The sequence below is a fragment of the Agrobacterium sp. CFBP 3001 genome (assembly GCF_027871605.1).
Taxonomy (GTDB): Bacteria; Pseudomonadota; Alphaproteobacteria; order Rhizobiales; family Rhizobiaceae; genus Agrobacterium; species Agrobacterium leguminum.
In genome coordinates, this window is sequence record NZ_JAQAHD010000004.1 from 23,086 (window position 1) to 35,972 (window position 12,887).

The 12,887-nt window shown below is 60.1% G+C and carries 12 protein-coding genes and 1 riboswitch; of the genes, 2 read left to right on the forward strand and 10 right to left on the reverse strand.

The window, feature by feature from the left end; translation table 11 throughout:
* Window positions 1-7 precede the first annotated feature (7 nt).
* Entirely contained in the window at window positions 8-1,174 is a 1,167-nt protein-coding gene (gene alr / locus PH605_RS07100; RefSeq protein ID WP_142844613.1) for an alanine racemase, read from the reverse strand.
* A gap of 127 nt (window positions 1,175-1,301) precedes the next feature.
* Here alr and PH605_RS07105 point away from each other — a divergent pair, with 127 nt between their 5' ends.
* A complete protein-coding gene (locus tag PH605_RS07105) occupies window positions 1,302-1,760 on the forward strand; it encodes an Lrp/AsnC family transcriptional regulator (RefSeq protein ID WP_003500727.1) in 459 nt (152 codons plus the stop codon).
* Between the two features lie 217 nt (window positions 1,761-1,977).
* Here the strand turns inward: PH605_RS07105 and thiD are convergent, their stop codons facing one another.
* Genes thiD through PH605_RS07130 form a run of 5 tightly spaced genes read right to left on the reverse strand, consistent with a single transcriptional unit; the run spans window position 1,978 to window position 5,890 of the window.
* Window positions 1,978-2,775 (reverse strand): bifunctional hydroxymethylpyrimidine kinase/phosphomethylpyrimidine kinase, encoded by a 798-nt coding sequence (gene thiD, locus PH605_RS07110; RefSeq protein WP_142844612.1) that lies wholly within the window; start codon window positions 2,773-2,775, stop codon window positions 1,978-1,980.
* The gene (gene thiE, locus PH605_RS07115; RefSeq protein ID WP_078052557.1) at window positions 2,772-3,434 is read right to left on the reverse strand and encodes a thiamine phosphate synthase; all 663 of its coding nucleotides are present in this window, start codon (window positions 3,432-3,434) and stop codon (window positions 2,772-2,774) included. The genes thiD and thiE overlap by 4 nt, the downstream gene beginning before the upstream one ends.
* A complete protein-coding gene (locus tag PH605_RS07120; protein WP_078052558.1) occupies window positions 3,421-4,161 on the reverse strand; it encodes a hydroxyethylthiazole kinase in 741 nt (246 codons plus the stop codon). The genes thiE and PH605_RS07120 overlap by 14 nt, the downstream gene beginning before the upstream one ends.
* Window positions 4,158-5,108 (reverse strand): ABC transporter substrate-binding protein, encoded by a 951-nt coding sequence (locus PH605_RS07125; RefSeq protein ID WP_161987809.1) that lies wholly within the window; start codon window positions 5,106-5,108, stop codon window positions 4,158-4,160. The genes PH605_RS07120 and PH605_RS07125 overlap by 4 nt, the downstream gene beginning before the upstream one ends.
* Window positions 5,105-5,890, reverse strand: a complete 786-nt coding sequence (locus tag PH605_RS07130; protein ID WP_065655614.1) for an ABC transporter permease — start codon at window positions 5,888-5,890, stop codon at window positions 5,105-5,107. Before PH605_RS07130 ends, PH605_RS07125 begins: the two co-directional genes overlap by 4 nt.
* A 124-nt stretch (window positions 5,891-6,014) precedes the next feature.
* A riboswitch (TPP riboswitch) is annotated at window positions 6,015-6,117 on the reverse strand.
* A gap of 219 nt (window positions 6,118-6,336) precedes the next feature.
* Here PH605_RS07130 and PH605_RS07135 point away from each other — a divergent pair.
* Window positions 6,337-7,626 carry a pilus assembly protein TadG-related protein gene (locus PH605_RS07135; RefSeq protein WP_080857262.1) on the forward strand — a complete coding sequence of 430 codons (1,290 nt, stop codon included), beginning with the start codon at window positions 6,337-6,339 and terminating at the stop codon, window positions 7,624-7,626.
* 25 nt (window positions 7,627-7,651) lie between these two features.
* Here PH605_RS07135 and PH605_RS07140 read toward each other — a convergent pair whose 3' ends face one another.
* The 4 genes from PH605_RS07140 to PH605_RS07155 form a co-directional block, all read right to left on the reverse strand.
* Window positions 7,652-9,646 carry an alpha-glucosidase gene (locus PH605_RS07140; protein WP_142844611.1) on the reverse strand — a complete coding sequence of 665 codons (1,995 nt, stop codon included), beginning with the start codon at window positions 9,644-9,646 and terminating at the stop codon, window positions 7,652-7,654.
* A gap of 12 nt (window positions 9,647-9,658) precedes the next feature.
* Complete coding sequence (locus tag PH605_RS07145; RefSeq protein ID WP_065655617.1) at window positions 9,659-10,513, reverse strand: carbohydrate ABC transporter permease; 855 nt, start codon at window positions 10,511-10,513, stop codon at window positions 9,659-9,661.
* Between the two features lie 4 nt (window positions 10,514-10,517).
* The gene (locus tag PH605_RS07150) at window positions 10,518-11,429 is read right to left on the reverse strand and encodes a carbohydrate ABC transporter permease (RefSeq protein WP_020810525.1); all 912 of its coding nucleotides are present in this window, start codon (window positions 11,427-11,429) and stop codon (window positions 10,518-10,520) included.
* 174 nt (window positions 11,430-11,603) lie between these two features.
* A complete protein-coding gene (locus PH605_RS07155) occupies window positions 11,604-12,854 on the reverse strand; it encodes an ABC transporter substrate-binding protein (protein ID WP_142844610.1) in 1,251 nt (416 codons plus the stop codon).
* Window positions 12,855-12,887 lie beyond the last annotated feature (33 nt).

Genomic DNA, 12,887 nt, shown 5'->3' on the forward strand with positions numbered 1-12,887 from the left:
GATCGTCTCACTTGTGATTGACTGATGTTGAAGCGGCTGCCGGGGTTTCTCCCGGCTGAATATAAAGGCGTCGATAGCGGCGTCCGAGGCCGGTCAGGATTTCATAGGCGATCGTGCCCGCATCCTCGGCGATGTCTTCCAGCGTCTGGTCCGGACCGATCATCTGCACAAGGCCGCCCTGGGTCAATGTTCCTTCGGGCAGGGCGGATATGTCGAGAATGATGCTGTCCATGGAAACGCGTCCCGCAATCGGCAGACGCACGCCGTTATACCACGCCGCGCCACGATTGCTGAGCGAACGCGGCAGGCCGTCAGCGTAACCGGCGGCGATGGTTGCCAGACGCGTCGGCCCGGCCGCTTCGAACGAGCCGCCGTAACCGACCAGTGAACCGGCGGGAACGGTGCGGGTCTGAATGACGGCGAGATCAAGGCGAACGACCGGCTTCATCGGGTTGGGGCGTGCAACGGAGGGCGCGCCGCCATAAAGCGCGATGCCGGGCCGCAGCAGGTGGCTGTGGTAATCATTGCCCAGAAAGATGCCGCCGGAATTCGAAAAGCAGACGGGCGCTGCAGGAAAGGCAATGGCGGCTCTGCGCATCACCGCAAGCTGCGCGGCATTGGAGGCATGCTCCGGTTCGTCGGCGCAGGCGAGGTGGCTCATGACAAAGGCGATGTCGATACCATCCAGCAATTGCGGCCGGGAGGCTAGGATTTCAAGCTCTTCGGGAGAGAGGCCGAGACGGCACATGCCGGTATCGATCTGCACGGCGGCGGTGAGCGTCTTGCCAAGCTTTTTGGCGTGGGCCGACCATTGGGCGATCTGCTCCAGCGAATTCAGGACCGGGGTGATGGCCATAGCGGCGCAAGAGGTCTCATTGCCGGGCTGAAGACCGTTAAGGACGAAAATCCGCGCTTCTGCCGAAAGCCGCAGTCGCAACGCCAGCGCTTCATCGATATGGGCGACGAAGAAATTGCGGCAGCCCGCCTCCAACAGGACCTGCGAGACGATATCCGCGCCGAGACCATATGCATCGGCCTTGACGACCGCTGCCGTCTGCGATGCGGGCGCCATGGCCGCAAGGGTCAGATAATTGTCGCGCAATGCGCCGAGATCGATGGTCAGATGACCGCTTGCACCACCGGCGGCCTGCTGGCGGCTGATCTGCATGTCCATGGTCGTTCACCCTCATTTTTATCCCATGAAGGTATTGCAACGATTGTCGAATTTCTTGGCGATTGTTCGAAGAAAATGCGATAGAATTCGCGATGGCGCAATTTTCTTTTGCTGATTGGAATCTTCTATGTCGTCACTCGATGCGACCGACCGCCACATTATCCGCCTGCTTCGGCTCAATGCCCGCATCAGCAATGCGAAACTGGCAGCAGAAGTCGGGCTTTCCGCATCCGCCTGCCTTCGCCGGGTCGATATTCTCGAGCGGGAAGGGATTATCCGCGGATATACGGCGCTGACCAGCGGCCTTGCCGGCGGCGAGGTGATTTCGGTTATCGTCCAGATCACCCTCGACCGCCAGACGGAGGATTTTCTCAACCGTTTCGAAAATGCGGTGCGGCGCTATCCGGAAATCCGCGAATGTTATCTGATGACGGGCGGTTCGGATTATTTCCTGCGCTGCGAGGCGGAAAGTGCTGGGGATTTCGAGCGGATTCACAAGGAAATTCTGTCGAAGTTGCCTGGGGTTTCGCGCATTCATTCGAGTTTTGCGATCCGGAATGTGTTGGCGACGCCGAAGGCGCGGTAGCGTCGGAGCTCGCGGCCACCCCCCTCTGTCCTGCCGGACATCTCCCCCTCAAGGGGGGAGATCGGATGGAGCGCCCGCTCGTTCCCTCGCAACTGCCTTGCTATCGATACAGTGGCTTACTCAATGCGGTGGGCAAGCCACTTGTCGATCTCCCCCCTTGAGGGGGAAATGTCCGGCAGGACAGAGGGGGGTAAGCCCACACTCCGCCCTCTCATCGCTAACCCCACCACCGATAAAAATGATGCACCGGCCCCCGCCCATGCCCAACAGCAAGACCCCACCCGGCATCCAGCGCCCCATTCAGATACTCCTTCGCAAGCTCCACCGCCTCCCGCAACTCACGACCCTTTGCAAGATGAGCCGTAATCGCCGCAGCCAATGTGCAGCCGGTGCCATGGTCGTTCTTCGTCTCCACCCGTGGCGCGGAAAGCGCCTGCATGGCGCCATCCGCAAACAGATAATCCGTACTCTCAGGCCCATCACCATGGCCGCCCTTGATGAGCACGGCTTTTGCGCCCGCCTTCAGGATCGCCTCGGCCTGGCGAGCGATCTCCGTCTCCGTTTTCGCCATCGAAGACCCGGTCAGCAGCGCCGCTTCCGGCAGGTTCGGCGTAACGATGGTTGCGAGCGGCAGCAAATCGCGCCGCAATGTCTCGATGGCGTCTTCATGCAGCAGCCTGTCACCCGAGGTCGCTACCATGACCGGGTCCAGCACCACCGGCTGCGATTGCCGCCGGAGCCGTTCCGCGATGGCGGCGATGGTTTCAATCCGCGAGACCATGCCGATCTTCACCGCATTGACGGCGAGATCGGAGAATACCGCATCCATTTGCGCGATAATGGTGGCGACCGAAATATCCTCAACCGCCGTTACGCCTTTGGTGTTCTGGGCGGTGATGGCGGTGATGACGCTGGCGGCGTAGGCGCCGAGCGCGGAGAAGGTCTTGATATCCGCCTGAATACCCGCGCCGCCGCCGCTGTCGGAGCCGGCAATGGTCAATGCAATGGCTGTCATGGCTGTCTCGCTTTCAGCGCCGCGTCAATCTTGGAGCGGAAGTCCTTGGTCGCACTGGCAATATCGCCCGCGCGGAAAATGGCGGAAATGACCGCGACACCATCCGCACCGGCGGCAATGACGGGTGGCACGCGGACAAGATCGATGCCGGCGATAGCGCCGACCGGCATATCCGGTTTCCACTCCTTCAGAAGGGCGCGCAGCGTGGTAAAACCGTCGATACCGACCGGCTTGTCCGGATTGATCTTGGAAACGGTTTCGAACACGCCACCAATACAGGCATAGTCGGCGGGCATGGAAGCTGCCCGTTCGGCATCGGACCGGTTCTTGACGGTAAGGCCGATGATCGCCTTTTCGCCGAGAATGCGCCTTGCGGTTTTGGCGTCCATGTCATCGACGCCGAGATGCACGCCATCCGCGCCCGAGGCGAGGGCCACATCCACCCGGTCGTTGATGACCAGCGGCACGCCTGTGCCGGCGATAGCCTCGTGAATGGCGCGGGCGTTTTCGATCATCTCGCGCGTCGAGCCGTGCTTGTCGCGATATTGCAGAATGGTCGCGCCATTCAGCGCAGCGGCGAGAGCAAGCTCCGGCAGCGGCGCGACATCGCCAAGGCTCGCATCGACCAGCGCGTTGAGGCGGTAATCAACCTTGTTCATGCTCTATCCTTGCGTGATTTGTGATGTCTTCACCGGAAATTTCGGAAAGCGCATCCAAAAATGCCGGTTCGAAGCTGCCGGGGCCTCTGGCGTGCTTGGCCGCAAGTTCGGCGGAAACGCCGGTGACGGCAAGGGCGGAGGCCGCCGCCGTCAGCGCGTCTTTTTCGACAGCCATGAAGGCGGCGATGACGCCGCCCGAAAGGCACCCCGTTCCCGTCACCTTCGCCATCCACGGATGACCGTTGACGATCCTGACGCTGCGGGCGGCATCGCGCAGATGATCGACCGGCCCGGTCTCAATCCGCACAGCATCCGGCACATCGCCGATCAGGCTCATTTCGGCGCGGTTGCCGCGTACGACGGTGGGGGAAAGTGCAATCAGTTCGCGCGCGAATTCCAGCCGCGACGGGGAATAATCGCAATGCACGGGGTCGACGATCCATGGCTTGCCGGATGCATTGGCGATTTTGATCGCCAGCCGGATGACCTTTCGCCGCTCGGCGTCCAGCGTGCCGAGATTGACGGTCAGCGCATCCGCCTTGGTGACAAAACTCTCGATTTCCTCGAGCGAGGTGGTCATGGAGGGGATGCCGCCGACCACGGTGATGCCGTCTGCGGTGAATTTCTGCACCACCGTGTTCATCAGGCAATGCACGCGCGGGCGCGTCTGCCGCACGCGCTCCAGAATCTCGGCGGCCTTTGCCGCTGTCGGAAAAGTCGTCGTCATGGCTGCTGCAGCTCCACGGCGATGTCGTCCGCCGCCGGCGCCTGCTTGATCAGTTGCATTTCCTGCATGAAAGCGCCGAAACGGGCGTAGCGCGCGCGGTCGAGCGCGGCTGGGCGTTTGGCGAAACGCGGCAGCGTGTCGAAGAAGGCCTGCTTGTTCAGCGCATCGTCAAGGTTCGGATAGGCCTTGATGAAAAGCTGCCAGGATTCCTGCGGATGGTTGGTAATGAAGATAGCGGCCTGTTCAACGGCGGAGAGGAAACGCGGCAGGCGGTTGTCTTTTGCGAGATCGCGGTGCGTGACGAAGATCAGCTCGTCATAGGCCGGCACGCCGTGTTCCTCCGGGAAGAAAGAGCGGCCTTCATGTCCCTCGAGCTTCATCTGCGTCAGCTCGAAATTGCGGAAGCCGCCAAGCGTGGCGTCCACCTTGCCGGCGATCAGCGACGGCGAGAGCGAGAAGTTGACGTTGATGAGTTCGACATCATCCTTCGTCAGGCCGTCCTTTTCCAGCATGCGCTTCAGCATGGCATCCTCGAAGCCGGAAACGGAAAAGCCGACCTTCTTGCCCTTCAGGTCCTTCAGGCTCTTGATCGGCCCATCGGCCAGAACGGTGACGGTGTTGAGCGGGGTTTCGACCAGCGTGCCGAAACGCACGAGCGGCAGGCCGGCATCGTGATCGAGATAGAGGTTCGGCTGGTAGTGCACGCCTATATCGGCCTGTTTGGCCGAGACGAGACGCGGCACGGCGGAGGGGTCTGCGGGCGGAACCAGTTCCACCTCTAGCCCCGCATCGGCAAACAGGCCGCGTTCCCTGGCGATCACCATCGGCGCATGATCGGGGTTCACGAACCATTCGAGCAACACGGTCAGCTTGTCTGCCGCATGCGATTGCATGGGTGAAAGCACGCTTGCTGCCGCGACGACGAGGGAAAGAAGAGTTCGTTTCATGGTGCCGAAAGTCTCCGTAAAGATCTGAAAGGAATGGTGTGTTCTGTTTCCTTGGCCCAGGGGGCCAGATTGGCGGTCGCCCGGTCGACAATGAGCCGCAGCAGCACCGCCATGATGGCGAGAATGGCCATGGCGGCGAACATGGTGTCGGTCTGCATGCGGGCATTGGACTGGATCATCACGAACCCAAGCCCCGCCGAAGCGCCCACCCATTCGCCGATGACGGCGCCGAGCGGGGCAAGCGGCGCCGCGACCCTCAAGCCCGAAATCAACGATGGCAATGCCAGCGGCACGCGCAACCGGGTGAGGATCTGCCAGTGGCTCGCCTCAGTCAGCGAGGCGGCGTCGAGGATGGCGCGATCGGTGCGGTTGAGGCCATCCGTGAAAGCGGAGGCAACGGGGAAGAAGATGATGATCGCCGTCATCACTACTTTCGAAGCCATGCCGAAACCGAACCAGAGGACGAGGATGGGGGCGAGCACGAAGACCGGAAAGGCCTGCAACACCAGAACCATGGGCCAGACGAGGCGGCCGAGGCGCGGGATGGCGGCAATGGTGAAAGCGACGAGAATACCGGCGGTGATGCCCGCCGCAAGCCCGAGCGCCATTTCACCGAGCGTTATCAGCGCCTGCCCGAACAGGAAGCCCGGCTGGCGCCAGAAAGCGCCGGCAACATCGGCGGGCGATGGCAGGATGTAGCGGGGCGGTGAAAACAGCCACGTTCCCGCCTGCCAGAAAACCAGCAGAAGACCGACACCGTTCAGCGCATGGGTGGCACGCATGAGCCGGACCTCAGACGCAGACGCACCGTGTGCGAAGGGCGGAAGGGTTCAGCATCATCATTCGTCTCCAGATATGACAATCTCGGAGATCAGGCAAAGCGGAGAAGAGAAAGGGCAGCGCCTCCTGGCGCGGCAGTTCCGTTCCTACGCCGGCATGACCCGGATCAGGTTCAAGGGTCCGGCTCATCGCCATCTCAGCACCGTTCGGTGCTCCCCTCGGAAGAGTTTGTTTTTTAGGTCAAGTTTCATAAATGTCAACGTCCCGCCGGCGATCCGTCGTCAGGCGTGATCGTGAATGCCTGAACGGGCCTGCGCTGGTGCGCATCTCCCATTGGCGTATTAGTTATTAAGGAAATTAGATTTATCGAAAATTAGTTATCTCTTGAAACTGCCTTTCAATATTGTTCGGCTAATTTTCGCTCCGGGGAAAAGTTCCGGGGGCGAATTTGAAGAACATCTGGCAGGATAAATCGGGAAATTTCGGCATTCTCAGCGCCCTGTTGATGGTGCCGCTGATTGGGGCGGCCGGCGTGGCACTCGATGTGACGCATGGCATGGCCGTCAAATCGGACCTGCAGATGGCGGCGGATGCCGCGGCGCTTGCTGTGGTTGCCGATACGTCGGCGAGCGTTCAGAAGGCAAAGGAAATGTCGGGCGACGGTGTCATTTCGCTTGGCAGCAGCGAAGCCTCCGCATTCTTTGAAAGCAATGAGCGGGCCAATCCCGATTATAAACTCCTGTCTCTTGATGTGTCGGTGATCAAACACGGTAACGCCATCGAATCCTCGGTCAGCTTCAAGGCATCCGTCGGCACCACGCTTTCACGGATACTCGGAGAGGATCTCATCACCATTTCGGGCAAGGCGACGGCCAAATACGAGACGGAAACATTCAGCGACTTCTATGTCCTTCTGGATAACACCCCCTCGATGGGGGTTGGCGCGACGCCAACCGACGTTGCTAAGATGGTTGCGAATACGAGCGACAAATGTGCTTTCGCCTGTCACATCGTGAAAGACGGGGTGGTGGATAAGAACAGCTATTACTACAAAGCCAAAAGCCTCGGGGTCACAACGCGCATCAATGTGGTGGCGCAGGCCACGGCAAGCCTGATGGATACGGCGAAGTCCATGCGCAAAAGCAGCAATCAATATCGTATGGCGGTTTACTCCTTCGGAGAGAAAGCGGAAGATACGAAGCTGCTCGAAGTCGTGTCGTTGACATCTGATCTGGCGACCGCGAAGAAGAAAGCCGCGGAAGTCGACCTGATGTCGATCCCCAAGCAGGGTTTCAACAACGACCAGCAGACCGATTTTGACCGGGCACTGACCCAGATTGGAGACAGGATCGGCTCTTCGGGCACCGGTGCGAGTTCGGCGAGCCCGGAAAAGATCGTCTTCTTCGTGTCAGACGGCGTCGGCGACAGCTACAAGCCATCCTCCTGTACCAAAAAAACGACCAGCGGCCGCTGTCAGGAGCCGATCGATATCAAATATTGCACGAAGCTGAAGGAAAAAGGCTTCCGCATCGCCGTGCTTTATACCACCTATCTGCCGCTGCCGACCAATGGCTGGTACAATAGCTGGATCGCGCCATTTCAGCCGGAAATCGGTGCACGCATGCAGCAATGCGCTTCGCCGGGCCTGTTCTTCGAGGTCAGCCCGTCACAGGGCATAAGCGAGGCGATGACCGCCCTTTTCAAAAAGGCCATCACATCACCCCGCCTGACGGGGTGATGGCAGGGGCGAACTCGGCTATCGTTCAGTTGATGGTGCGAAGCTGTTCAAACAGCGGCCGATGGCTGCTATCTGCACGATAAAACACCGCCGGCTCGCCCAGCGGCGCTTCGACGGTGACGTCCTGTCCGCCGGGATACTGCGCGCCGCTCCACAGGTGCACCCATTCACCGTCGCCCGGAAGATAGAGCGAGCGTTGCGTTTCGCCCGCTTTCCAGACCGGTGCGACGAGCATGTCCGCCCCGTAGAGATAGCAGTCCTGAATGGTATAGGTCCGCCGGTCATTCTCGTAGTGAAGAAAGAGCGGACGCTGCACCGGCAGTCCCGTCCTGGCCGCTTCCGCCGAGAGCGATTTCAGATAGGGGGCCAGCGCGACATAGATGGATGTCATGCGGGCGAAATGGGCAAGAACCACCTCATCCTGATCGATCTGGAGATTGTCGCGCGGCCGGTTGCCCTCATGGGTACGCATGACCGGCGTGAAGGCGGCCATTTCCGTCCAGCGCATGATGAGTTCTGCCGTTCTGACATTGCCGAACAGGCTGGTGTAACCGCCAATATCGGAATGGTGATAGGCATTGCCCATGAGGCCGGAGGAGAGCGCCCCGCAGATGACGGTGACCAGACCGTCGTGACGGGAGAAGTCGACAGACTGGTCGCCGCCCCAGATCAGCGGGCAATGGGCCTGCACACCGGTGAAGCCGGCGCGCATGAAGAACAGCGCTTCCCCGGTCTTGCCGCGACTTTCGACGGCCTTGGCGTTGACCTCGGCCCAGAGCGTTGGCCAGGCATTGTGCATCAGCTTGGCGTCGACGCCGTTGGAAAGGGTAATGTCGATCGGCAGATATTCGCCGAAATCGGCCATCCAGCCGGAGAGGCCGAAATCGAGCATGTTCTTGCCGATGATTTCCTCGGCAAACCAGTCGGCGGCGGCCGGATTGGTGAAATCGACCACGCCGCAATCGAACTCGCCGAAATCCACCAGCGCCGTCTTGCCCTCGGCGTCAGTGGCGAAATAACCGGCTTTTTCGGCCACCGGGAACAGCGGGCCATCGACACACAGATAGGGGTTCACATAACCCAGAAAGCGGATGCCCTGATCGGAAAGCTCGGCGATCTTCTGGCGCAGATGCGGATAACGCGTGTCATTCGCCTGCCAGTCCCAGAAGAGGCGCGCGCCGAAGGATGTCTGGCGAAGACCCACCCAGTCTTCGCACCAGAGGCCGGACACCTTCGTTCCGGCCGCGCGGATTTTCTCCAGTCGCGCAAAGGAGTTGACGCCGTCCTTTAACCCGATGATCGCACCGTTATAGACCCACTCCGGCAGTTCCGGCTGGCGTCCGAACCGCAGCGACAGGGCGGAAACGATATCGGTGAAATGATCGCCGGCGAAGAATTCGATCTTTTCGGGTATGGCCCAGATTTCGATCTCGTGGAAATCGCCGTTGCGGAAATCGAAGACCGAATAGGCGCTTGTTTCCACATGGAGGGCGTATCTGCGCGACGACAGGTAAGTCGGCTGCGGGTAGTTGGTATTGTAATAATCACCGCCCGCCTTGCCGCTGACATCGGACTTGAAGGTGATCTCGGTGGTCTTGTCGCGGCCGACCCCCGGCTCGGAGGTCCACAGCGGAAAGCGGCGACCGCGCATGTCGAAATAGGACATCTGCTCGCCGCCGCCCCAGACGTGCTCATCCGTTTCCGCAACGACGCGCAGCCATAGGCGGTTGACGGTGTCATCCAGCGCCGTTAGCCGCATCGCGCTGCCATCGAGCGTCAGGCGAAGGCGCGGTGTCTGTCCCGGCGCGGATGAGAGCGTGATGCTCTCGCCGCTGACCTCGGCATGGCGCAGTGCGGTTCGTTCGATCAGGTAGTCCTCGATATCGAAATTGCCGCGATACATATCCATTCGCTCCTTGCCGAAACCGGCGAAGAAGGCCGGATTTTCGGGGGAATGGGAAAGTATGGTGCGATTGCAGATGGTGAGCGCGAAGCCGTCTTTGGTCTTTTCGAAATGCATGACTGTACCTGTTTAGCCCTTGAGACCGCCGGCGGTGAGGCCGGAGACAACCCGTTCCTGAAAGATGACGATCAGGATGGCGACCGGCACGATACCGACCACCAGCGCCGCCGAAATGACCGGCCAGGGGAAGGCGAATTCACCCTGATAAAGCTGGATGCCGACAGGAAGCGTGCGGAGCGCCGGATTGGAATTGAAGGAGAGCGCCAGCAGGAATTCGTCCCAGGCATTCACGAAGGCAAGAATACCAGCGGTGAAGACACCCGGTGCGCAAAGCGGTACGACGACCTTGAACAGCGCGCCGATGCGGGTGCAGCCGTCGATCATGGCGGCGTTTTCGAGATCGCGCGGAATGCTCTCGAAGAAGGAGACGAGCATCAGCGTGCAGACCGGCAGCGACAGCACCGTGTAGGGCAGGATCAGCGCTGTCCAGCTGTTGAGCAGGTTCAAGGCGCGCATGATTTCGAACAGCGGCACCAGAAGCGTGACGAGGGGGAACGTGGAAACGGCGATGATGAGCGAAAGGATCAGCGCGCGATATTTGAGGTTCAGCCGCGCCAGCGCGTAAGCCGCCAGCACCGAAATCAGGATGGTGAGGGCGGTGGAAAGCAGCGCCACCATGAAGCTGTTGAACAGGAAGAGATGCAGCGGCTGGTCGGAAAAGGCCTGCATGTAATTGGCCAGCGTCGGCGCGTGCGGAAACCAGGTGATTGGCTTGACCGTCAGTTCTGCTTCGGTCTTCAGCGAGGTGAAGAGGATCCAGATCGCTGGAAACAGGCCGTTGACCAGAAGAATGGAGGCCGCGATGAAGCGCAGCGGCTTGCCGGAAAAGAAGGATGACAGACCGGAATTCGCAACGATGCTCATGGGATCAGTCCTTCGTCCTGATAATGCGGAGATAAACGGCGGTGACGCACATGGAAAGCGCAAACATCATGACCGCCAGCGCCGAACCGTAACCCAGATCGAGGAAGGAGACGGTGTTCTGGTGGATATACATTGCAAGCGTCGTTGTGGATGTGCCGGGGCCGCCGCCGGTCATCATGTAAGGAATATCAAAGGTCTGCAGCGCTGTGATGGTGCGGAAGATGAGCGCGACGACAATCGAGGGCTTGAGAAGCGGCAGGGTGATTTCGAAGAACTGCCGGATTTTGCCGGCGCCATCCACATCCGCCGCCTCATAGAGCGAACGCGGAATGGTCTGCAGGCCGGCAAGGATCATCAGCGCCATGAAGGAGGATGTCTTCCAGATGATGGTCAGGCAGATCGCCGCAAAGGCCCAGTTCGGCGAATTGAACCAGATGATCCCTTCGAAGCCGAAACGGTTGAGCACATCATTGACCACGCCATATTCGTAATGGAAAAACCATGCGAAGATGAGGCCGGCAAAGGACAGCGGCAGCGCCCACGGGATCAGCAGCGAAAGCCGCATCGGCCATTGCATGGAAAAAGGCAGGTTGGCGAGCAGTGCGAGGCCAAGGCCCATGATGAGCGCGCCGGGCACGGTGATCAGCGTGATCAGCACCGTGTTCCAGGTCGTTTCCCAGAAGATCGGGTCGTCGAACATCGCCGTATAGTTTTCAAAGCCGATGAATTCCGCCGGCAGGCCCGATGTCAGCGAAAGGCTGAAAAACGATGTGTAGACGAGCCGTGCCACCGGATAGACGATGATGAGCGACAGCAAGATCGCCGCCGGCGCCAAGAGAAGCACGGCCAGCGGCCGGTCGCCGAGATCGAGCCACCGCGTCCAGCGCGGCTGCGGTTTCTCGTCCACCCGAACCATGGTTCTTTCCGGCATTGTCACGTCTGCCACTCCCGCAACTGGATTCACGTAATCGTCTCCCGATCGGGCCGGTTCTTATCCGGTCCGTCTGTCGCGCCGTTCGGGCGCACTTATTCCCGTTCAGTCGAAGCGGCCGAAAGGGCATGAAACTCATGCCGCTTTCCGGCCCCAAGCTTAGCGCAGAACGCGCCGCAGACGGCTTTCCATCTGCTTTGCGCCATCCTCCGGCGTCATGACGCCGGCAAGCACGCCGTTGACGGTTGTGCGGATGGTTTCGCTGACCTCGTTGTAACGCGGCGTCACGGGGCGGGCCTTGGCGGTCTCGACGACGGGCAGGGCATCCGCGAACCACGGGATCGTCTTGGTTACCTCAGCATCCTTGTAGAGTGCGGCATAGGTCGGCAGAAGCGCGGCGTTGATGGCCATGAACTTCGAAACATCCTGACCGGAGAGATATTCCACCAGCTTCTTGGCTTCCTCCTGCTGCTTGGAATAGGCGGAAACGCCGAATTCCCAGCCGCCGAGGCAGGTCGTCTGCTCGCCGCCCTTGACGGCCGGCAGGCGGGCGACGCCAACCTTGTCGTTCACCTGCGATTCCTTGCCCTGGAAATGGGTCCAGGCATAGGACCAGTTGACCGCGAAGAGCACTTTACCTGCCTGGAATTCCTTGCGGGTGTCGTCGGTCGCCACTTCCGAAATGTTCTTTTTGGAAATGCCTTCGTCCACGAAGCTCTTCCAGAGCTTCAGCGAATCCACCGCCGCCTTGTTGTCGAAATTCAGTTTGCCGTTTTCAACCAGCGACTTGCCTTCGCTCCAATAGGGCAGGAGGAAGGTGCAGACAGCGCCTTCGATCGCCTTGCCCTGGAAGGACAGGCCCTGAAGCTCGGGGTTCTTTTCACCCTCCATCACCTTCTTGGAGGCTTCCTTCAGCTCGTCCCAGGTGGTTGGCGGCTTGATGCCGTATTTTTCGAGCAGGTCCTTGCGGTAATAAAGGAACATGGAATCGGCAAAGGCGGGCAGCGCCACGATCTTGCCGTCCACCGTGTTGGCTTCGGCATAGGTCGGCAGATAGGCCGACATGTCCTTGCCGGAGAAATCGCTTGTCCAGCCGGCCGTGGCGAATTGTGCGGGGCGGATGACGTCGAGCATCAGCACGTCAAGGCTCGAATCCTTGGCCGACATCACGGTGTTGAGATATTGCGCCTGCATTTCCGAGGTGTTGCCGCCGGTCTCGATGACCACCTTCACGCCGGGCGTCTTGGCCTCATATTGATCGAGCGCCTTCCGCCACACATCGGGCTGATGCTGGCTGGAAACGAAGATCTTCAGTTCGGCATCGGCAAAGGCCTGTCCCGAAAAGGCGAGCATGGTTGCGCAGAGCGCGGCACCCATGAGGGCTTTGCCCTTGATGGTTTTAAATGTCATGTGTTCCTCCCGTTATTAAACCTGTTGGCCGCA

Excerpts from the sequence above, each read along its gene's own strand:
- alr (WP_142844613.1), bottom strand. The coding sequence starts at position 1,174 with ATGGACATGCAGATCAGCCGCCAGCAGGCCGCCGGTGGTGCAAGCGGT.
- PH605_RS07105 (WP_003500727.1), top strand. The coding sequence starts at position 1,302 with ATGTCGTCACTCGATGCGACCGACCGCCACATTATCCGCCTGCTTCGG.
- thiD (WP_142844612.1), bottom strand. The coding sequence starts at position 2,775 with ATGACAGCCATTGCATTGACCATTGCCGGCTCCGACAGCGGCGGCGGC.
- thiE (WP_078052557.1), bottom strand. The coding sequence starts at position 3,434 with ATGAACAAGGTTGATTACCGCCTCAACGCGCTGGTCGATGCGAGCCTT.
- PH605_RS07120 (WP_078052558.1), bottom strand. The coding sequence starts at position 4,161 with ATGACGACGACTTTTCCGACAGCGGCAAAGGCCGCCGAGATTCTGGAG.
- PH605_RS07125 (WP_161987809.1), bottom strand. The coding sequence starts at position 5,108 with ATGAAACGAACTCTTCTTTCCCTCGTCGTCGCGGCAGCAAGCGTGCTT.
- PH605_RS07130 (WP_065655614.1), bottom strand. The coding sequence starts at position 5,890 with ATGCGTGCCACCCATGCGCTGAACGGTGTCGGTCTTCTGCTGGTTTTC.
- PH605_RS07140 (WP_142844611.1), bottom strand. The coding sequence starts at position 9,646 with ATGCATTTCGAAAAGACCAAAGACGGCTTCGCGCTCACCATCTGCAAT.
- PH605_RS07145 (WP_065655617.1), bottom strand. The coding sequence starts at position 10,513 with ATGAGCATCGTTGCGAATTCCGGTCTGTCATCCTTCTTTTCCGGCAAG.
- PH605_RS07150 (WP_020810525.1), bottom strand. The coding sequence starts at position 11,429 with ATGGTTCGGGTGGACGAGAAACCGCAGCCGCGCTGGACGCGGTGGCTC.
- PH605_RS07155 (WP_142844610.1), bottom strand. The coding sequence starts at position 12,854 with ATGACATTTAAAACCATCAAGGGCAAAGCCCTCATGGGTGCCGCGCTC.